Source organism: Kitasatospora sp. NPDC058170 (genome assembly GCF_042883905.1).
Lineage (GTDB): Bacteria > Actinomycetota > Actinomycetes > Streptomycetales > Streptomycetaceae > Kitasatospora.
On record NZ_JBHVUV010000039.1, the window covers coordinates 57,302 to 75,352 of the forward strand.

General features: G+C 73.1%; 22 protein-coding genes. 9 read left to right on the plus strand and 13 right to left on the minus strand.

The features are described from left to right. Positions 1-30 precede the first annotated feature (30 nt). On the plus strand, positions 31-1,119 hold the full coding sequence (locus tag ACFVVX_RS33315; RefSeq protein WP_387951192.1) for a DUF397 domain-containing protein: 1,089 nt from the start codon (positions 31-33) through the stop codon (positions 1,117-1,119). Between the two features lie 109 nt (positions 1,120-1,228). On the opposite strand, the gene ACFVVX_RS33320 is transcribed toward ACFVVX_RS33315, so the two are convergent. Beyond that, positions 1,229-2,293 carry a cobalamin-independent methionine synthase II family protein gene (locus tag ACFVVX_RS33320; RefSeq protein ID WP_387951193.1) on the minus strand — a complete coding sequence of 355 codons (1,065 nt, stop codon included), beginning with the start codon at positions 2,291-2,293 and terminating at the stop codon, positions 1,229-1,231. A gap of 328 nt (positions 2,294-2,621) precedes the next feature. On the opposite strand from ACFVVX_RS33320, the gene ACFVVX_RS33325 reads away from it, so the two are divergent. Next, positions 2,622-3,242: a hypothetical protein gene (locus ACFVVX_RS33325; protein ID WP_387951194.1), complete on the plus strand. Its 621-nt coding sequence runs from the start codon at positions 2,622-2,624 to the stop codon at positions 3,240-3,242. Between the two features lie 45 nt (positions 3,243-3,287). Here the strand turns inward: ACFVVX_RS33325 and ACFVVX_RS33330 are convergent, their stop codons facing one another. The 3 genes from ACFVVX_RS33330 to ACFVVX_RS33340 form a co-directional block, all read right to left on the minus strand. After that, complete coding sequence (locus ACFVVX_RS33330; RefSeq protein ID WP_387951196.1) at positions 3,288-3,482, minus strand: hypothetical protein; 195 nt, start codon at positions 3,480-3,482, stop codon at positions 3,288-3,290. A gap of 102 nt (positions 3,483-3,584) precedes the next feature. Next, entirely contained in the window at positions 3,585-4,304 is a 720-nt protein-coding gene (locus ACFVVX_RS33335) for a hypothetical protein (protein WP_387951197.1), read from the minus strand. A gap of 263 nt (positions 4,305-4,567) precedes the next feature. After that, positions 4,568-5,098 (minus strand): EF-hand domain-containing protein, encoded by a 531-nt coding sequence (locus ACFVVX_RS33340; protein ID WP_387951199.1) that lies wholly within the window; start codon positions 5,096-5,098, stop codon positions 4,568-4,570. A gap of 185 nt (positions 5,099-5,283) precedes the next feature. Here ACFVVX_RS33340 and ACFVVX_RS33345 point away from each other — a divergent pair, with 185 nt between their 5' ends. Next, complete coding sequence (locus tag ACFVVX_RS33345) at positions 5,284-5,724, plus strand: helix-turn-helix domain-containing protein (RefSeq protein ID WP_387951201.1); 441 nt, start codon at positions 5,284-5,286, stop codon at positions 5,722-5,724. 109 nt (positions 5,725-5,833) lie between these two features. On the opposite strand, the gene ACFVVX_RS33350 is transcribed toward ACFVVX_RS33345, so the two are convergent. From ACFVVX_RS33350 to ACFVVX_RS33360, 3 genes are all read right to left on the minus strand, one after another. Beyond that, positions 5,834-6,436, minus strand: coding sequence for a ClpP family protease (locus ACFVVX_RS33350; protein WP_387951202.1), 603 nt, complete (start codon positions 6,434-6,436; stop codon positions 5,834-5,836). Position 6,437: 1 nt separating this feature from the next. Next, on the minus strand, positions 6,438-7,076 hold the full coding sequence (locus ACFVVX_RS33355; protein ID WP_387951204.1) for a ClpP family protease: 639 nt from the start codon (positions 7,074-7,076) through the stop codon (positions 6,438-6,440). A 137-nt stretch (positions 7,077-7,213) separates the two neighbouring features. Further along, the gene (locus ACFVVX_RS33360) at positions 7,214-7,807 is read right to left on the minus strand and encodes an MBL fold metallo-hydrolase (RefSeq protein WP_387951205.1); all 594 of its coding nucleotides are present in this window, start codon (positions 7,805-7,807) and stop codon (positions 7,214-7,216) included. 93 nt (positions 7,808-7,900) lie between these two features. On the opposite strand from ACFVVX_RS33360, the gene ACFVVX_RS33365 reads away from it, so the two are divergent. Beyond that, entirely contained in the window at positions 7,901-8,857 is a 957-nt protein-coding gene (locus ACFVVX_RS33365) for a GlxA family transcriptional regulator (protein WP_387951207.1), read from the plus strand. Between the two features lie 112 nt (positions 8,858-8,969). Here ACFVVX_RS33365 and ACFVVX_RS33370 read toward each other — a convergent pair whose 3' ends face one another. After that, the gene (locus ACFVVX_RS33370) at positions 8,970-9,494 is read right to left on the minus strand and encodes a hypothetical protein (RefSeq protein ID WP_387951209.1); all 525 of its coding nucleotides are present in this window, start codon (positions 9,492-9,494) and stop codon (positions 8,970-8,972) included. Between the two features lie 349 nt (positions 9,495-9,843). On the opposite strand from ACFVVX_RS33370, the gene ACFVVX_RS33375 reads away from it, so the two are divergent. Then, a complete protein-coding gene (locus tag ACFVVX_RS33375) occupies positions 9,844-10,464 on the plus strand; it encodes an L-threonylcarbamoyladenylate synthase (protein WP_387951211.1) in 621 nt (206 codons plus the stop codon). A gap of 230 nt (positions 10,465-10,694) precedes the next feature. Next, the gene (locus tag ACFVVX_RS33380; RefSeq protein ID WP_387951212.1) at positions 10,695-11,222 is read left to right on the plus strand and encodes a hypothetical protein; all 528 of its coding nucleotides are present in this window, start codon (positions 10,695-10,697) and stop codon (positions 11,220-11,222) included. Between the two features lie 67 nt (positions 11,223-11,289). On the opposite strand, the gene ACFVVX_RS33385 is transcribed toward ACFVVX_RS33380, so the two are convergent. Further along, complete coding sequence (locus ACFVVX_RS33385; protein WP_387951214.1) at positions 11,290-11,499, minus strand: cold-shock protein; 210 nt, start codon at positions 11,497-11,499, stop codon at positions 11,290-11,292. Between the two features lie 248 nt (positions 11,500-11,747). Here ACFVVX_RS33385 and ACFVVX_RS33390 point away from each other — a divergent pair, with 248 nt between their 5' ends. After that, a complete protein-coding gene (locus ACFVVX_RS33390; protein ID WP_387951216.1) occupies positions 11,748-12,332 on the plus strand; it encodes a choice-of-anchor C family protein in 585 nt (194 codons plus the stop codon). A 125-nt stretch (positions 12,333-12,457) separates the two neighbouring features. Here the strand turns inward: ACFVVX_RS33390 and ACFVVX_RS33395 are convergent, their stop codons facing one another. Then, complete coding sequence (locus tag ACFVVX_RS33395; RefSeq protein WP_387951218.1) at positions 12,458-12,949, minus strand: MarR family winged helix-turn-helix transcriptional regulator; 492 nt, start codon at positions 12,947-12,949, stop codon at positions 12,458-12,460. 126 nt (positions 12,950-13,075) lie between these two features. On the opposite strand from ACFVVX_RS33395, the gene ACFVVX_RS33400 reads away from it, so the two are divergent. Continuing rightward, positions 13,076-13,480: a nuclear transport factor 2 family protein gene (locus ACFVVX_RS33400; RefSeq protein WP_387951219.1), complete on the plus strand. Its 405-nt coding sequence runs from the start codon at positions 13,076-13,078 to the stop codon at positions 13,478-13,480. A gap of 112 nt (positions 13,481-13,592) precedes the next feature. Here ACFVVX_RS33400 and ACFVVX_RS33405 read toward each other — a convergent pair whose 3' ends face one another. The 3 genes from ACFVVX_RS33405 to ACFVVX_RS33415 form a co-directional block, all read right to left on the minus strand. Further along, on the minus strand, positions 13,593-15,155 hold the full coding sequence (locus tag ACFVVX_RS33405; RefSeq protein WP_387951220.1) for a hypothetical protein: 1,563 nt from the start codon (positions 15,153-15,155) through the stop codon (positions 13,593-13,595). Positions 15,156-15,473: 318 nt separating this feature from the next. Then, positions 15,474-15,776 carry a DUF4193 domain-containing protein gene (locus ACFVVX_RS33410; protein WP_387951222.1) on the minus strand — a complete coding sequence of 101 codons (303 nt, stop codon included), beginning with the start codon at positions 15,774-15,776 and terminating at the stop codon, positions 15,474-15,476. Positions 15,777-16,648: 872 nt separating this feature from the next. Continuing rightward, complete coding sequence (locus ACFVVX_RS33415; protein ID WP_387951224.1) at positions 16,649-16,987, minus strand: hypothetical protein; 339 nt, start codon at positions 16,985-16,987, stop codon at positions 16,649-16,651. Positions 16,988-17,349: 362 nt separating this feature from the next. Here ACFVVX_RS33415 and ACFVVX_RS33420 point away from each other — a divergent pair, with 362 nt between their 5' ends. After that, the gene (locus tag ACFVVX_RS33420; protein WP_387951226.1) at positions 17,350-18,042 is read left to right on the plus strand and encodes a signal protein; all 693 of its coding nucleotides are present in this window, start codon (positions 17,350-17,352) and stop codon (positions 18,040-18,042) included. Positions 18,043-18,051 lie beyond the last annotated feature (9 nt).

Below are 18,051 nucleotides of genomic sequence, written 5' to 3' on the forward strand. Positions count from 1 at the left end.
TGGGATGCGAGACAGGATTCCCTGTCCTGAATGGCGGACGGCATGGCAGGACGACCGGCAGCAAGGCGAACGCTCACCCCAGAGGCATGGGCGTGGCTACTTCAGAACGTGCGGCTCAGTGCCGGCTACAACTCCGGGGCCGCGCTGTCACGGGCCCTCAACCTTGACGACAGCTACGTGCGCAAGTTCGAGTCACTGGAGAGGCAGCCACCCAGAGACTTCGCCGAACGGTGCGACGTGCTGCTTGATACCGGCGGGCAGCTCGTGGCCGCCTGGGATGACGTCGACTGGACTACTGCGCCCGACCACCCGGACTGGTTCAAGTTCTTCGCTGGACTTGAAGCGCGGGCAACCCAGGTTCGCGAGTACAGCACCGACCGCGTATCCGGCCTTCTCCAGATCCCGGCGTACACGCGGGCGCTGTTCCGTTTCGCCAAGCCCCACGACGGCGAAGACGCCATTGAGCGTGGGGTATCAGCACGCGTCGGCCGTCAAGCAAGGTTCCTCGCTGCCTCGGGCCCGTTCCTGGTGGTCGTCCTGGACGAAGCCGTGATTCGTCAACGCGTGGGTGGCAGGCTCGTCATGCGTGAGCAACTGCAACACCTGATCAACGTTCCCCGGCGCTACCCGAACATAGTGATCCAGGTGGCACCGTTCGAGCTGGGCGAGAAGACTGGTGCGACAGGCGGTTTCACGTTGCTGGAGCTACCGGACGGCGAACGCTGGGCGTACTCGGAGAGCATGAGTCGGGGGCATGCGGTCAACGATCCGCCGACCATAGAGAAGCACATCCGGGCCTATGATCGGCTTCGGGCAGAGGCCCTGTCCGCCCAGGACTCCGCCCGATTCATCACGAGCGTCATGAGGGAGCTAGTCAACGTGACTCCAACCAGTCCCATTGCCGTCAGCTGGCGCCCCCCGCGCGAGTGGAAGACGGCTTCGTACTCTCAGGGCGACGGCGGGCAGTGCATCGAAGTCGCCACCAACGTCGCCCAAGCCGAACAGGTCGTCCCGGTCCGAGACAGCAAGGACCGGAGCGGCCCGGAGTTGGGGTTCTCCCCCGCCGCTTGGTCCGCCTTCGTTCAGGGCGTTGCCGCCGGGGAGTTCGGCTCCGTCTGACCGCAGCTCGCCCCTGGAAACGAAGAAGACCCCGGAGCGTGGCCCGCGGGGCTCCGCATCCCGGGGGTGGGCGGCGGCCGCCTGCCGCGGCCGCCGCCCGCCCCGTGGGTCACAGGCCGAGCGCCTCCCCGGCCAGGGCGGTGCCCCGCACCCGCGCCCCGATCTTGGCGAAGGCCGTGTCGCGGGAGGTGGAGTTGTCGTCGGCGAAGGGCGAGAACCCGCAGTCGTCCGTGGTGCCCAGCTGGTCGACCGGGATGTAGCGGGCCGCCCGCAGCACCCGGTCGCGCACCTCCTCCGCCGACTCGACGACGGGGTCGATCGGGTCGGTCACCCCGACGAACACCCGGATGCCCGGGCGCAGTTGGTCGGCGATGATACCCAGCACGCGGTCCGGGTCCAGCTCACTGGCCAGCTGGACGTAGAAGTTGCCGACCCTCAACTCGAAGAGCTTGGGCAGCAGCTGGGCGTAGTCGACGTCCAGGCTGTGGGTGGAGTCGTGGTCCCCGCCGGGGCAGGTGTGCACCCCCAGGCGGGCCCGCTCCTCCTCGCTGAACCGGCCGAGCACCTCGTTGTTGAGGCTGACGAACTGGTCGAGCAGGCCGCCGGACGGGTCCAGCTTGAGGGACAACCGGCCCTCGGTGAAGTCGAGTTGGACGCTGTGCGCGCCGGCGTCCAGGCAGCCCCGGATGTCGGCCTCGGCCTCGTCGGCCAGGTCGGCCAGGAAGGCCTCGCGCGAGTAGCCGGCGATGCCGTCGGCCGGGTAGAGCAGGCTCAGGGCGGAGGGCGCGATGACGGCCTGCTTGACGGGCCGGTCGGTGTGCCGCTGCGCGTCGCGCAGGAAGCTGTGGGCGCCGACCTGGTAGCGGAAGGGGCCCTCGGTCAGCACGGGCAGCTGCCTGGTGTGGCCGTCGGCGAAGGGGATGACGGCGCCGCTCGGGTCGAGCGTGGCCAGCCCGGCGAGGGGGTAGGTGACGAAACTGGGCTTGCTCTGCTCGCCGTCCACCAGGACGGTACAGCCCAGCGCCTCCAGTGTGTCGAGGGTTTCGGCCGTCGCCTGGGCCTGAATCTTCGTCAGATCTGCTGCGCTCAGGCGGCCTTCGGCGTGTTCCGCCAGGGCTTCCTGGAGGGCGCGGGGACGCGGGATGCTGCCGATGGGCTCCGTGGGAATACTCATGACAGTGAAGGTAGGAATCGCCAACGACCGGTGCAATAAGGCCCGGAGGCCGCTCCTCCCTCCGTGACGGCCGGCCTCGTCGCCGCATGATCGGGAATCCCGCAGGTCAGCGACGCTTCGGCCGAGGGCCGGGGCGCGGGACAGGATCGCCGACCGGGCCCGCAGTGCCCGGGATTGCTTGCGGAAGTTCACTACATCGGTTCGATTCCGGCCCGAAATTGACCTGCGCAGGAGCCGTTCTGCCACAATGCCCCACCGGTCGGTCTGCGGCGAGCCAGGCCGACGGGGCCGCAACAGGCAGGGCGGGCACGGGCCGTAGCCTGTCGTGGTGAGCTTCAACACCTTCGCCCGCAAGGTCCGCGACCCGTCCCTCCCGCTGGGGCTGCGGGTGTCGATGCTGCGCTCCTGCGTACAGCTCTACCGGCCGATCGGCTTCCACGCCACCCTGGGCCTTCTCGCCTCCCAGGCCGGTGACTTCCGCCGGGACGAGACGGCCCTCATGCGTGCCATGGCCGTGCTGGAAGCCAGCCGGGACGCGCAGACGCAGGAGGTCCGGGCCTACGGGGCGATGCGCCGTCAGGAGAAGCTGCGGGGCGGGCGGCGTACTCCGCGGGTGCGGGACCGGAACCCGCACACCAGCACCGGCCGGTGGCACGCGGACCCCCGGGCGGGCGCGCTGCACGCCGTCGGGTTCTGGAGCGGCAAGCCGGGCCTGCTCCCGCCGGGCGACCCGGTCGCGGTCCGCGTCGGACAGTGCGCCGGCGCCTGTCTGGCCAGTGGCGGCCCGCTGCAGCCGGAAGAGCGGGAAGTCCTGGAGAGCTGTATCACCGCGCTCGGGGACCGTCAGACCGCCACGGCCCACCAGGACGACGCGGTGCGGTACTTCCGGGACCGCGATCTGCTGACCCTGGCCCTCCACGTCCGGGCCGCGGCCGCCTCCCCCGGGTAGCCGACTCCCCCGGGTAGCCGGCTCTCCGGGGGCCGCGGCGCGCGGTCAGGAGTCGGCGCCGCCCGGGTCGGAGCGGCGGGACGCCTTCGAGACGGCCTTGAAGGCGGCGAGGAGCCCGTCGCGGGCGACCCCCGCGAACAGCGCGGCGACGCGCAGCCGGTAGCTGCGGGCGTACCGGGCCCGGATGGAGCGGACTGCCGCCGCACCCTGGCGGGGCGACGGGCGGTGGGACTCGTTCATGGGGGGACGGTACCCCGGGGACCCGGCGGGATGCCGCAGCGGGCCGCCGCGGCCAGTACAGGCGGGTGGGGGTGCCGGGACCGGCACCCCCACCCTGCACCGCTACTTCCAGAAGATGGCGCCCTTGCCGAGGCTGTACGGGGATCCCCAGTACTCGGCGCCCGAGACCTTGGTGGCCGTCGGGGCGAGGGCGACGGCGCAGCCCTGGGCGGTCTGGCCGTTGGTGAAGCCCTTCGGCAGCGAGGGGCTCGCGCACTTGGCGAAGCCGCTGATGATCATCAGCTCCTGGGCCTCGCTGCCGTCCGGCAGCAGGCCCTTCATGTGGTCCACGCTGGTGAAGGACAGGTCGGTGGTGCCGGTGTTGGTGATCGTGTAGCGCACGTAGTACGGGACCAGGCCCTTCACCTTGTCGCCCAGCTTGAGCGCGTCCAGGTCGGTCGGGTCGCCGGCCTCGATGGCGCTGACGGACAGGGCGATGACGCCCTTGGTGCTGCCGGAGGTGAACTGCACCTGGGCGGGCTGGCCGATCTTGAAGGTCTGCCCCGGGGTGGCATCCGTACCGCCGCCGGCGGCGGGGGCGGGGACGCTGGTGGGCGCGCCGGCCGGGGTGCCTGCGGGCGTGCTCGCGGCCGCCGGGGTGGTCGGCTTGGCGGCGGGCGTGCTCGCGGCGGCCGACGGGGTCGTCGGGGCGGCGGCCGGCGGCGGAGTGCTGACCGCCGTGTCGGCCCCGCTGTCGTCGTTGCAGGCGGTGAGGGTCAGTGCGCCGACCGCCGCGAGGGCGGCGAGTGTCCACGTGCGCTTGCCGGTGCGGATGCTGCTCATAGGAGGTCCCCCCGTGTTCCGGGCCGTCAGTCGGCGGCCCTGCTCCCATGTTGATAGCGCGGCCGACGGGGCCGGCACCATGGCTTTGGCCTGCTCTTGACCCGGATGTGACGTGATCGCGTCGGGCTTGTTGACGAGCCGATACGCTCACGGAGTTGCCCGGGACCGCACGGGCGTGCCCCGCGGCCGGGACGGCCGGGGACAGCCCGACATCCGGAACGGACCGCGCCGGACCGCGAGGGCCGCAGGAGGCGCGTCGGCGGTCAGCCCGCGGCGGCGGCCCGCACGGCCGGCGGCGCGGCCGGGTAGGACTCGGCCATGGGGGAATCGCCGGTGGTGAGGTAGTCGTGAATGGCCGCCAGGTAGGCGGCGCGGTCCACGACCCCGCGCCCGCCGGCGTCCAGGGCGTCGAACGCGGCGGCCGCCCCGTCCTGGGTGTTGCCGGTGGCCGCGCGCAGGCGGGTGAACTCCTGCCGGGTCAGGTGTCCGTCGCCGTCCGCGTCTGCGAGGTCGAACAGCGAGCCGAGGGCGGGGCGGCAGGACTCCTCGAACGCCTCGTGGCCCGCCCAGGAACGGTACTCCTCGAAGGTGACGCGCCCGTCGCCGTCGCCGTCCATCTGCCGGAAGACCTCCTCGTGGGCCGCCCGGGCCACGGCGACCAGCGGGTCGTGCGGATCGCGTCCGACGGCTGCGGCTGCCCGGTCGACCCGCGCGAGGTATTCGCCGTGCGAGACCACGCCGTCGCCGTTCGCGTCCAGCATCGTGAAGATCCGCCGCTTCGCCGAGTTCGACACTCGTCACCGCTCCTTTGCACTGCATCGGGCCCGCCCTGCGGCAAAGCTAGTGGCCGGGCGGATGCCGGTCCCGCAGGCACGGCGGCGGCGCCGGGCCGAGCCCGGTGACGGGCCCCGCCGGCGGATTCTCCCAGGGCAGAACGCCGTTCCCTTCCCCCGGGGCCGCGGATCCCTAGGCTGAAGGGGTGAGTACTCATGCGCCGAACGAAGCCCGCGTCATCCCCCTGCGCCCGCAGGCCTCGTCGCCCGGTTCCGGTGGGGCGAACCGCGCCCCGCTGCGACCGGCGGGAGCGCCCCGGACACCCGCGCCGAAGGAACCCCTGTGGCGCGACCTCGTCGGCGACGTGCTGCGGCGCGAGCGGCTCGCCCAGGAGCGCACGCTGAAGGACGTCGCGGAGGCGGCCCGGATCTCGGTGCCGTACCTGTCGGAGCTGGAGCGCGGGCGCAAGGAGGGCTCCTCCGAGGTGCTCGCGGCCGCCGCCCGGGCCCTCGGGCTCGGCCTCGGCGACCTGCTCTCGCTCGCCCAGGACGGGCTGGCCCCGAGCCGGGCAGGCCTGGCCGGGCGGACCGGCCGGGGCCGCACGGCGCCCACCGCGCAGTCCGGCGGCCTCTGCCTCGCCGCCTGACCGGACCGGACCGGACCGGCAACCAGACCGAAGGCCGGTGCGGCGGAGCGGCGCACCCCTGTCGCGCCGCTCCGCCGCACCGGCCCGCTCGTTCCCGCGGCCGCGCGGGTCAGCCGAACGCGAGCCGCCGGCTCAGCACCTCGTCGGCGATCCCGTAGGCGACCGCGTCCTCGGCGGTGAGCACCTTGTCCCGGTCCATGTCCGCGCGCAGCGTCGCCGCGTCCTGGTGCGTGTGCCGGGACAGGATCTCCTCCACCTCCGAGCGGATGCGGACCATCTCCTTGGCCGCGAGGCTGAGGTCGGAGACCGTCCCCTGCCGCCCGCCGCTGGCCGGCTGGCCGAGCAGCACCCGCGCGTGCTTGAGCACGAAGCGGCGCCCGGGATCGCCGCCGGCCAGCAGCACCGCCGCCGTGGACGCGGCCTGACCGACGCAGAACGTGGAGATCGGCGCCTGCACGAACGTCATCGTGTCGTAGATCGCCATCAGCGAAGTGAACGATCCACCGGGCGAGTTGAGATAGATCGAGATCTCGCGCTCCGGGCTCTCCGACTCCAGGTGCAGGAGCTGCGCGATGACCACATTGGCCACGCCGTCGTCGATCTCGGTGCCGAGGAAGATGATCCGCTCGTTCAGCAGCCGGCTGAAGACGTCGTAGGACCGTTCGCCCTGCGCGGTCCGCTCGATGACGTAGGGAACCGTGTACGACCCCATGTCACAGCCCCATCCGTCGGCGGGACGAGGCCGGGCGGATGTCGGCGAGCGACTCCACCACCCGGTCCACGATCCCGTACTCCCTGGCCTGCTCGGCCGTGAACCAGCGGTCCCGGTCGCCGTCCCGGGCGATCGTCTCCTCGCTCTGACCGGAGTGCTCGGCGGTGATCCGCTCGATGGCCTTCTTGGTGAACTGGAGGTTCTCCGCCTGGATCTCGATGTCCGCGGCGGTGCCGCCGATGCCCGCCGAGGGCTGGTGCATCATGATCCGCGCGTTGGGCAGCGCGAACCGCTTGCCGGGCGCCCCCACGGTGAGCAGGAACTGGCCCATGCTGGCGGCGAACCCCATGGCCAGCGTCGAGACGTCGTTCGGGATGAGCCGCATGGTGTCGTAGATGGCGAGGCCCGCGGTGACCGACCCGCCGGGGCTGTTGATGTACAGGCTGATGTCGGTACGGGGGTCCTCCGCCGACAGCAGGAGCAGCTGCGCGCACACCCGGTTGGCCGACACGTCGTCGACCTGCGTGCCGAGGAGGACGATCCGCTGGGCGAGCAGCTGCGCCGCGAGGTGGTCGTCGAAGCGGCTGGGTGGCGTGTCGCCCTCCTCCGCGCGGGGTGCGAGCGTGGTGGGTGAAGTCATCTGGTCTCCTTGGCCGAGGCGGGATGCCGTCGACTCCACTCTTGACCCCGGGAGACCCCTGGATGCGGTTTCTCTGCCCACCGCAGATTCGCCGCGGGCAGAGCCGACGACTCGGCCCGCCCGCCCTGCGGCAGGACCTAGCGCGGGGTCGTGTCGTCGGGCTCGAAGGGGCCGCCGTGGCCGGGGACGACCAGGTCCGCCGCTGCCAGCACCCGCAGCCGGGAGGCGCGCAGCTGGTCGCGGTCCGGAGCCACCGGATCGTTCTCCGGGCCGTTCGCGTGCCACCACAGGTCGCCGGCGAAGGCGACCACGCCCGTGTCCGTGCCCGCCAGCAGCGTGATGTCCTCGGGGCTGTGGCCGGGGGTGCGGATCAGGCGCAGCGACGGGGTGAGTTCGTAGCCCTCCGCGTCCCGGTTCGTCCACTGGTCGCCCTGGTACTCCACCTTGTGGTCGTGGACCCGGGCTCGGGCGAAGAGGCCGACGTTCATGGTGTTGTCCGGGTGGTGGTGGCTGAGGACCACGTCGGTGATGTCATCGGCCGTCAGGCCGAGCTCCGCGAGCGGGGCGAGGATGCGGTCGGGGCTCGCCACCATGCCCGGGTCGAAGATCACGTGCCGTCCCGCGTCGGAGACGTAGGAGACGGTTGCGGCGACCCCGGGGCCGGTGGAGCCCACGTAGCCGGTGGTCAGGACCTGGTACACGGCGCTGCGGCCGAGCGGTGCGTCTGTCATGGCTTCCATGGTTCCTGGTGCGGGGGTCGTTCACGAGTGGCACTGATGCCGGTGATCGCAGGATTCGTGCCACGGGTGTGCCAGACTGCGACGGTGCCGCCTTTCAAGACCGTCGCCGCGTACGCCCCTGCCGGTGTCGGCCTGCTCGCCGCCGGCATCGTCACCGAGGTGTTCGGCCCCCACGGGGCGGGGCTGCCCGGGTTCGACTTCGCCCTGTGCGCCGACCGGCCCGGGCCGGTACCGACGGACTGCGGTGTGCCGCTGTCCGTCGCGCACGGGCTGGACCGGCTCGCCGGTGCCGATCTGCTCATCGCCCTGCCCGGGGCCGGGTTCCGCGTGCCGCCGTCCCCCGCCGTACTCGACGCGCTGCGGGCCGGGCACGAGCGGGGCGCCGTGGTCGCGGCGCACTGCGTGGGCACGTTCGCGCTCGCCGCCGCCGGACTCCTCGACGGCCGCCGGGCGACCACCCACTGGCGGTTCGCCGCTCTCCTCGCCGACCGCCACCCGGAGGTCGCCGTGGAGGCCGAGGCGCTCTACGTCGACGAGGGGAGCATCGTCACGGGCGCCGGAGCGGCCGCGGGCTTCGACCTGTGCCTGCACCTGCTGCGGCGGGAGTACGGCGCCGCGCTCGCCAACGCCGTCGCCCGGGACATGGTGCTGCCCTCGCACCGCGACGGCGGGCAGGCCCAGTACCTGGCCGCGCCCGTTCCCGAGGACGGCCAGGACGAGCGGCTCGCCGCGGTCCTCGGCTGGGCCCGCGAGCACCTCCACGAGCCGCTGCCCGTGACGGAACTGGCCCGCCGCGCGATGATGAGCAAACGTTCCTTCGCCCGTCGCTTCGGCGCCGCGACCGGCACCACTCCGCACGCCTGGCTGCGCAGCCTGCGGCTCAGCCGCGCCGAGGAGCTCCTCGAGACCACGGACCTCCCGGTCGAGGAGATCGCCCGCCGGGTCGGCTACGGCAGCGCGGCCGTGCTGCGCGAGCAGTTCGTGCGGCGCCGGGGGGTGCCGCCCCGCTCCTACCGACGGGCCTTCAGCAGCACGCCGTAGGCGGCCCGCCCGTCCTCGACCCACTCGCCATCGACCCGCTCGTCCTCGACCACTCGGGGACGGCTACGGCGTGGGCGCCCCGGGGCCGCGGGACGCCCGCCCGGCGGAACGGTCAGGCGGCTCGGCAGAGTTCCGCACGGCCGGTCGGGGCGCAGGCGCGGGCCGCGGCCGCGGGCACGGGACGGGTGGTGCGGAGGGCGGCCACGGCCTGCGAGCGGCCGCGCGCGAAGACGACCAGGCGCAGCACCGCGAACCGCGCGACGCCGGCGAGTGCGGAGGCCGTCAGGTAGACGGCCTGCTCGAGGGCCGCGCCGGGTGCGGCCGCCAGTTGGTGCAGGGTGAGCACCGCCGCACAGGTCACCGCGTACGCGGCGGCCGCCGACCCGGCCGACTGCGCGTGCTGGCGCCGGGTCGCGCGCCTGCCCGCGCCGAAGGTGAAGCGGGCGTGCAGCTCGGTGGCGAGGAGTGTGGAGAGCACGGTGACCAGGGCGTTGGCGAGGGCCCAGGGAATCCGGGTGGCGAGGGCCGCCACGGCGAAGCTGGAGGCGAGCCCCACCCCGCCACCGCAAAGTACGAAGCGCGCGAAGGCCGCGAACGCGCCGGGTGCCGCCTGCTGCCGGTTCTGCACTGTCACCATGATCCGCTCCCCCTTTTCATGGAAAGCTACGTTGCCTTCACGGTTTGCGCAACGAGTTCGTTGCACAGAAGCCAGATAAATGCAGGTAGAAGCGGCAATATCGTTGCAATGATCGCGAAGACAATGCAACGCAAGCCCGCCGCTCGCCACACGGAACGGGACGGACCCCGGGACGGGCCGCAGGCCGGCGGGCGTCCTGGAGCCAGGCCACCAGGTGCGGCTGCCCGCCACCGGGGTTGCCTGCGGCGGCCGGCGGTCGCCGTCGTCGTGCGGGCGCGGGCGATGGAGGTGGCCGGCTTCCGGCGCGGGCCGGTCCGGGTCGGCCGGGTGGATCCCGTAGGGTCGGCCAATGGCGAAGTACTTCGACGTGCACCCGCAGACCCCCCAGGCCCGCACCATCGGCACTGTGGCCGACAGCCTCCGTTCCGGAGCCCTCATCGCGTACCCGACCGACTCCTGTTTCGCCCTGGGCTGCCGTATGGGCAACCACGAGGGCCTCGAACGGATCCGGTCGATCCGGCGGCTCGACGACCGCCACCACTTCACGCTGATGTGCGAGAACTTCGCCCAGCTGGGGCAGTTCGTCCACATCGACAACGCCGTCTTCCGCGCCGTCAAGGCGGCGACGCCGGGCAGCTACACCTTCATCCTCCCTGCCACCAAGGAGGTCCCGCGCCGTCTGATGCACCCGAAGAAGAAGACGGTGGGGGTCAGGATCCCCGACCACGTCGTCACGCAGGCCCTGCTGGCCGAACTCGGCGAGCCCCTCGTCTCCAGCACCCTGCTCCTGCCCGGCGAGGACGAGCCGTTGACGCAGGGGTGGGAGATCAAGGAGCGGCTCGACCACGTGCTGGACGCCGTGGTGGACTCCGGCGACTGCGGTACGGAGCCGACGACGGTCGTCGACTTCTCCGGCGGCGAGGCGGAGATCGTCCGACGCGGGGCCGGCGACCCCGCGCGCTTCGAGTGACGGCCTCGGCCGCGGGCTTCGACCGGAACCCGCCGGCACGGCTGCGGGCGCCCGGCTGAGGCGAGCCCCTCGTTCGGGTGCGCCACGATCGGCCCCGCGGTGCTGTCCGGACGGGCGACACCCCCGATGGGACGGGAGTCGGACGAGGTGTCGGACGGAGTGTCAGACGGCTGTGCTAGCGTCCGGTCCGTTCGGCCGGGGGGTCGTTCGTACTCCGGGGGGATGTCGCGATGCGTACCAGGATGGCCGGCCGGCGGACGGGGACGGCGGTCGCCGTCGTCCTGGCCGTCATCGTGGCGCTCGGGATCGCCGCAGTCCTCCGGTGGCTGCTCGGCGGGAACGGCCATCCGTTCGGCGACGCCCGGGCATGCGCCGGAACCGAGCTGCCGCTGGAGCGGGCGCTCGACTCCAAGGGCATCACGCTTCCGCCCGGCGCGACCGACGTGCACTACATCGCCCGCGCCGGGGCGCCGGACGGCCAGTTGAGGCTGGCGGTCACGTTCCGCAGCACCCGGCAGGCCATGAACGACTACCTGACCGGCCTGGAGCCGGGCGTGCTCGACCACATCGACGAGGGCCCGTTCACGGCCGGTGACGTGACGGACGTGCCGGGCCTGTGCGGATCGACGCACCCGTCGGGGGTCCTGGTCCCGCAGCGGTCGGCGACCGGCCAGGCCTTCGGCGTCGCGGTCGAGGTGGACCGCCATGCCATCCGCGGCACGACGGAGGTCGTCCTCACCGCCCCGCGGGTCGGCTGACGGCCCGACGGAGGCGAGCCCCCCGGTCCCGTCCGGGGTCAGGCCCGGGGGCACGCCCGGGGGCGGACTACTCCGGCTGGACCTCGTCGGCCTGCAGCCCCTTCTGGCCCTGGACCGCCACGAAGGTCACCTTCTGCCCCTCGACCAGGGACTTGAAGCCCTCGCCCTGGATCGCCCGGAAGTGGACGAACAGGTCCGGTCCGGACTCCGGGGTGATGAAGCCGTAGCCCTTCTCGTCGTTGAACCACTTCACGGTGCCGTTCTGCCGCTCTGCCACAGCCGCTCTCCTGTCCTGCCCTGTCCTGATTCGGAAGATCCACGAAACGCAACATGACGATCATGGCAGGGCCCGGAGCCCCGACGGGGGATTCCGGGGAATCCGGGGAATCCAGGACCGGGACATTAGGTGAGATTAGATGTCTTTCTTTCGAGGTCTTTTTCCGACCCTCGAACCTCCCTATCTTATTTGTGGACACACCATTTCGGTGTGATGCCACCCGTTCGGGAGGGGAAACCGTGCTTGCCATGCGCGCCTGCGTCATCGCCGCCACCTCTGTCCTGCTCGTCGGCGCCGCCACCACGGCCTCGGCGCAGACCGCCAGCCACTTCGACGACGGCAGCTTCGAGTACCCGCGGGCAGCGGCCAACAGCTTCACCACCCTGACCGCGGGACAGACCATCGGGCCGTGGCGGGTGACCGCGGGGAGCGTCGACCTGATCGGCGCCGGCTTCTGGCAGGCGGCGGAGGGCGACCAGTCCGTCGACCTCAACGGCGGCAACTCCGGTGCGGTGGCCCAGACTTTCACCACCGTCCCCGGCGCGAGCTACACCGTCACCTACGCCCTGGCCGGCAACCCCGCAGGCGCCCCGGCCCTCAAGACCGGCAGCGCCCTCATCGACGGTCAGAACTTCCAGGACTTCTCCTTCAACACCACCGGCAAGACGCTCACGAACATGGGGTACGTCGGCCGGCAGTTCACCTTCCAGGCCACCGGCTCGACCACCACCGTCGCCTTCGTCAGCACGACGCCCAACAGCGCGTACGGGCCGGTCGTCGACGACGTCCGGATCCAGCACTGCACCCCCTGCCCGCCCTGCGGCAACAGCTGACAGCCACGGCGTACGGGCCGGGCGGGGCCATCCGGCACTCGCCCGGCCTTCTCGTTCCCGCACGTTCCCTGCGCCCGCCCCCAGGCACCCGACACCCGTCCCGCGGCGCTCCGCGCCGGTGGCGGTCAGTCATGGTCGGCGGCGGAGGGGCCCTGCTCGACGGAGGGGCTCTGGTCGGCGAAGGGGCCCTGCTCGACGAAGCGGCGCAGGAGGCGGGCGAAGTCCTGGGCGTCCGTCTGCGGCCACGAGGCGAGTGAGGCCGCGATGGCCGTGGCGAGCCGGTCCCTGGTGGCCGCCACCGTGCTGCGGCCGTCGTCGGTGAGGGCGAGCAGGGTCGCGCGGCCGTCGGCGGGGTCGGGCTCGCGTCGGAGCAGGCCGGCCCGTTCGAGGCGGTCGGCGCGGCGGGTGACGGTGGTGCGGTCCAGTCCGACCTCGCGTCCCAGGTCCGCCGCGCTGCACGGGCCGGTCCGGGCGAGGCCGCTGAGGACCGGGTAGGTGAGTTCGTCGACCGCCTCCCCCAGTCCGTCGGTGAGGTGGGCGTAGATGCGGGCGCGGGTGCCGCGCCGGAGGAGCAGTCCCAGCGCGTGGGCGATGTCGTTCCCGGTCGTGTTCGTCACCTCCCAAGATTAGCGTGCGCCGAGCACGCTTTTCGGCTACGGTAAGAAGCGTGCTTAAGGCACGCATCACCGCCACTCCCGCACGTCCCCCGTGCGGGCCGTCGCCGTCACACCGGAGGAACCCCCATGAGCCGCACCGACGTCCGCACCGACATCCGCACCGCCCTCACCGACCTGCTCCTCACCCCGGGCCTCGACCTGGACGAGGCCGCCGACCGGCACTTCGCCCCCGACTACCGCCAGCGCACCGACGGCCGCTGGGACGACCGGACGCAGTTCCTCGCCCACATCGCCCACCTGCGCACGGTCGTGGCCGGCGGCTCGGTCCAGGTGCACGACGAGCTCTCGTCCGGCGACCGGTACGCCGACCGCCACACGATGGAGGTCGTCAAGACCGACGGGTCCACGGTGCGGATGGAGGTCTACCTGTTCGCCGAGTTCGCCCCCGACGGGCGCTTCCGCCGGATCGAGGAGACCACCCTGCTGCTCGAGGGCTCCGACAGCGACCGGAACCTCGGCAGCGCCCGCTGAGCCCCGGACCGTCCGACTCGTTCCTCGACGACACCCGCGCCGCGGCCCCCTCGCCGCGGCCCCCTGGAGAGGCCGCGGCCGGGCGCTTCGCGGTGCGGGCGGCGGCTACCGGTCAGTCGTCGTCGTGCCCGCCCTGGTCGTCGTGCCCGCCGTGGTCGTGGCCGCCGCCGTGGTGCCCGGCGGTGCGGGCGAAGACCTGGTTGTCGGCGGTCGCCGGGCCGCCGGTGCCGGCCGCCAGGTTGCCGCTGGTCGAGCCGAAGACCACCGTCTCGCCGCGGGCGTCCACGGACGGGTCGATCGAGGACCCGTTGCCGAGCGAGCCGTCCGGCGCGGTGGCGACCCGCTCGGTGCGGCCGGTGCGCAGGTCGTGGCGGTAGACGTCCCAGTCCGGGTGCTGCGGGCCCGCCACCAGGTTGTCGGCGGCGGAGGAGAAGTAGACCCAGCGGTTGTCGGCGGTGATCCGCCCGTGGTCGGAGGAGCCGACCGAGGAGGTGCCGGGCAGGCCCCCGCTGATCTTCGTCACGGTGCCCTTCCCGAGGTCCCGGACGTACAGCACGGTGTGGTACCGGTGGCCGTGGGTCGACCCGCCGGGCTCGGGCAGGGCGTAGATCGCGCGCCGCCCGTCGGGGCTGATCGTCGCGTCGAAGCTCGCGTAGCCGAGGTTGCCGTCGAGGTCGAGGCTCGCGGCGGAGATGCGGCCGGACCCCACGTCGTAGGTGTAGTAGGCGCCGGTCGTCGGCCGGGCCAGGCTCGGCTGGGCCACGCCCTCCCGGACGCTGCGGGGCACGGCCGGGGCGATGCCCGGGGCCAGCTCCACGTCGGCGGGGGCGGCGGCGCCGGCGGCCGGGGCGGCCAGGGCGGGGGTCTGCCCGGCGGGCAGCAGGTTGCCGGCGAGGGAGGTGAAGCCGACGGTGCGGCCGTCCGCACTGATCGTCGGGTTGAGGGACATCCCGTCGCCCGGCTTGCCGTCCACGCCGCGGGTCACCAGCCGGGTCTTCCCGCTCCAGCGGTCGGTGACGTAGATGTTGTAGTCCCAGGTGTAGGGCCTGGACAGCGAGGGATCGCCGCCCTGGAGGTCCGGGACGAGGTCGGTCCGGCTGGAGGTGAAGGCCACGTAGCGGCCGTTCGCGCTGATCGAGGGCGCGTACGAGCCGTGGAACCGGTCGGTGTCGGTACTGGTGAGGCCGCCGCTGACCAGCTCGGTGCGGCCGGTCCACCGGTCCCGGACGTACACCTCGTCGCGCCCCTGGACCTGCTTGCCGGCCACCACGTCCGCGGCTTCGCTGTCGAAGGCGACGTAGCGGCCGTCGGCGTTGATCGCGACGTAGTCGGTGAAGCCGTCCAGCGCGTTGCCGTCGTCCGACAGGTTGACCCGCTCGGTGCGGCCGGTCCTCAGGTCGCGGACGTAGGCGTCGCGGGCGCTCTTCGCGGGCTGGGACACCAGGTTCGTGGCCCACGAGGTGAACAGGGCGTAGCGGCCGTCGGCACTGACCCCCTGGCTCCATGACTGGCTGTCCGGCACCGCGCCGTTGAATCCGACACTGACCTGGACGGTGCCGCGCGGCGCCGGGCCGGCCTGGGCGGGGGCCGCGGTCGCGACGAGTACGGCGGTCGCCGCGAGGATGCCGCCGCTGCCGACCAGCCACCGGTTGCCGGTGGTACGGGTGCGTGCCATGAGTTCCGTCCTTCCCCTCGGATCGCCCGGCCGGGCTCCCTCCCGGCGACGGGCTCCAGGAGAGCCAATCGTCGGGAGGCACCGTGGTCAACGGTCTCGGGTGATCTCGGCGGAAGATACGTCAACAAACGTATTCCGCACGGGGGTCACCGGCGGTAGGGGAACGCGTCCTGGACGCGGCCGGTGCCGCCGGAGCCGCACCGCCGGGCCGGGACGTGCCGGGCCGGGCGGTGTCGGACGGTGTCAGACAGGACGGACCCCGGGGTGCGGTGCCGGTCAACGGCACCGCCCCGGGGGTGTGTCCGGGTCGGGTAAGAGCTAGTCGCAGTCGCGGCAGACGGGACCGTTCTTGTCCGCGCGTGCGAGCCGGCTTCGGTGGTGGACGAGGAAGCAGCGGGTGCAGGTGAACTCGTCGGCCTGCATCGGCTGGACGGTGACGGTGAGTTCCTCACCGGAGAGGTCGGCACCCGGCAGTTGCACGCCGTCGGCCGATTCGAGCTGGTCGACGGCGTCGATGCTGGAGGACGAGGTGTCGGTTCGTCGGGCCTTCAGCTCCTCGATGCTGTCGTGCGACCCCTCGTCGGAGTCGGTCTTGCGGGGGGCGTCGTAATCGGTTGCCACAGGTGGTGGTTCCCTGTCCTCGTGGGTGTGGAGCGGTGTCGTGTGCGGTGCGCCCGGTGGGGTCCGCTATGGGTGGAGCGTTCCCCGGCCGCAGCGTCCGCTGTGCGGGATGATGATGTCAGGCGCCGACACCCGCGCCCGCCGCCGAGGCGGTCGTGCGTGCCGTGTGTCCGGCGAAGACGTCCGATGGACGGCGTCGCCGGAGCGTGGCGGCCGTGCGGCGCAGGGCCCCGGCCTCGCGGATCCCCTCGTCCCGGCCGCTCGCCTGCCGCTCCCCCGCCAGGCCTCGGCGGCGCAGGCGGGTCCGCACCGGAGAAGGTCGGCGGACCTGCCGGCTGTGCCGGCGGATCGTGGAGCCCCTCGCCATGACCGGCGTCATGGCGCCGGGCCCCGGCGGCACCGCGCCGTCGCGCGCGAGCCGCACCGCGGCCCGTCGACCCGGGCGCGGGTCGGGCCCCTGTGGCACATGGTCCGTTGATGCTCCGGTGACTGTCCGCTGTCACGGTCCGGCACCGTCCACGACGATACAACGGGGGGACCACTTCAGGCGAAAAAGGACCGGCCCCGCGGCGGCGGCGGGCGCCGAGGCCCGGGACGCCGGACGCGGGCGGTCGGACGCGGGCGCTCCCCGAGGGCAGCCGCGGGGAGCGGCGCAGGCGCCGGGGACAGCAGACACCGGGACAGCAGACACCGGGGGCAGCAGGTCCGGGGGCCGCGGCGGTGTACCGGGCAGCGCGGGCGGACGCGGGCAGCGCGGGCGGGCCGGACAGGGGCGGGCAGGGGGGCGGCGGCGCGCGGCCCGGGCGCACCCCGACGGGCGCGCGCCCGGGCCGCCGGACGCCGGGGATGCCGTGGCCGGTCCGTTGTACCGGTCAGCTGTAGGAGACCCACCCCTGCTGGGCCAGGGTGTTCGGCGGGCAGTAGACGCGCACGTTCTGGAAGGTCGTGTACGGGCCGGCGGTCCTGGTGGTCCCGTTCGAGCAGCTGACGTTGACCCACCACTTGGTGGTGCCGGTGGCCGAGCAGGAGATGGTGAAGTACTGCTGGTTGCCGTCGCTGCCGAAGGTCCCGGTGCTGCAGTTGATGCCCTGGACGACGGCCGGCGAGGTGCCCTGGGCCCGGGCCGCCGGGGCGGCGACCGTGATGGACGCGGCGGCCGCGACCACCGTCAGGAGACTTCCGGCGATCCTGTTCCTGGTCTGGCTGTTCACAGTTCTCCGCCTCGGTGTCGAAGTGGCGGACCGGCCCGCAGGCGATCGCCGGACCGGCCGCACGGGGTGTCCGGGGCCTGAATATAGGAACTTCCCGCGCCGCCGCGCATATGACGGCGGAAAACCCACCGGCGCCGCCGCCGGGCAGGCACGTTCACCCGGCGGCGGGCGGGTCCTGGGACGGGACCGCACCCACCGGGCGGCTGGGGCCCTCCGCCCGGGGCCGAATCGTCCGAAAGTCGCGCCCGCCGGCAGCCCCTCGCCCGCCCGGAGGCAGCACCGGCCCAGGCACCGGCCCAGGCACCGGCCCGGGGCCGGGCCCCGGGCCGGGCGGGCCGACAGGCCTCCCGTACGATTCGATCATGCGTTCCGGTCGTGTTCCCGTGCTGCTCTCCGCGGTCCTGGCCCTGGTCAGTGCCTGCTCCGGCGCGGTGGACCCCGGCCCCGCGCCGTCCTCGGCGCTCGGCGCGCAGGCCGCGACGAGCGACGAGCCGACGCCCGAGCCCACCCGCGTCGACCTGCGCACCCTCACCCCGGCCGAGCTCCAGGGCCGCTGGTGGAGCTGGGCCGCCTCGATCGAGTCCGGGCGCAACCCGGTGACCGACCCGGACGGCCGGTTCTGCGGCGAGCGGCAGAAGGACGGCATCTGGCTGCTGGCGGGCACCTTCGGCGGGACGGTCGCCCGCACCTGCACCCTGCCCGTGAACGCGCAGATCGCCTTCCCGGTGCTCAACCGGTACGGGCCGGCCGCGGACTGCCTGCCCTTCATGAACGAGGCGAAGGGCAGCGCCGTCCTGGACGGCAGGAACCTGGCGATCGAGGAACTGGGCGCGACCCCGATCACCGTCAACACCGCCCCGGGCAACCCCGTCTCCGACAAGCGGGGCTACTTCTTCACCTACTCCTGCGGCCTGTGGGTGCGCCTCGGGACGCTCACGCCCGGCCGCCATGAGGTCGTCTTCCGCGGCTCCTCCGGGGACGTGTCGGTCGGCGTCGACTACTCGCTCGTCGTCACCGACCGGATGCCGGCGCCGTCCCTGTCGCAGTCCGTGTAGGCCCGGTCC